The organism is Bacillus sp. REN3 (assembly GCF_017912555.1).
Taxonomy (GTDB): Bacteria; Bacillota; Bacilli; order Bacillales; family Cytobacillaceae; genus Mesobacillus.
Map to the genome: position 1 here is coordinate 1 of NZ_JAERSD010000074.1, position 362 is coordinate 362.

Consider the following 362-nt stretch of genomic DNA (forward strand, 5'->3'; position numbering starts at 1 on the left):
GGGGCCTTAGCTCAGCTGGGAGAGCGCCTGCTTTGCACGCAGGAGGTCAGCGGTTCGATCCCGCTAGGCTCCACCATATACTTTTAATTTTGGCGGTGTAGCTCAGCTGGCTAGAGCGTACGGTTCATACCCGTAAGGTCGGGGGTTCGATCCCCTCCGCCGCTACCAATAATTTAAAAAGTAGTAGGGACCTTATAGCTCAGCTAGTTAGAGCAACAAGCGAAGCTTCCCTGAATTAACTTCGAGTTGTACCCATCGATCTGCTTCTTGGATTAGCTTTCTGAAATGGGGACAGACATTCAAGTGAGTCTTAGCTATAAGATTAACGCGCTGAATATGGACCTTTAGCTCAGCTGGTTAGA

General features: G+C 49.4%; 2 tRNA genes. Both read left to right on the forward strand.

Going from position 1 to position 362, the window contains the following annotated elements:
• Positions 1 to 76: transfer RNA gene (locus JJQ88_RS21040), tRNA-Ala, on the forward strand.
• 15 nt (positions 77 to 91) lie between these two features.
• A tRNA-Met gene (locus JJQ88_RS21045) sits at positions 92 to 168 on the forward strand.
• Positions 169 to 362 lie beyond the last annotated feature (194 nt).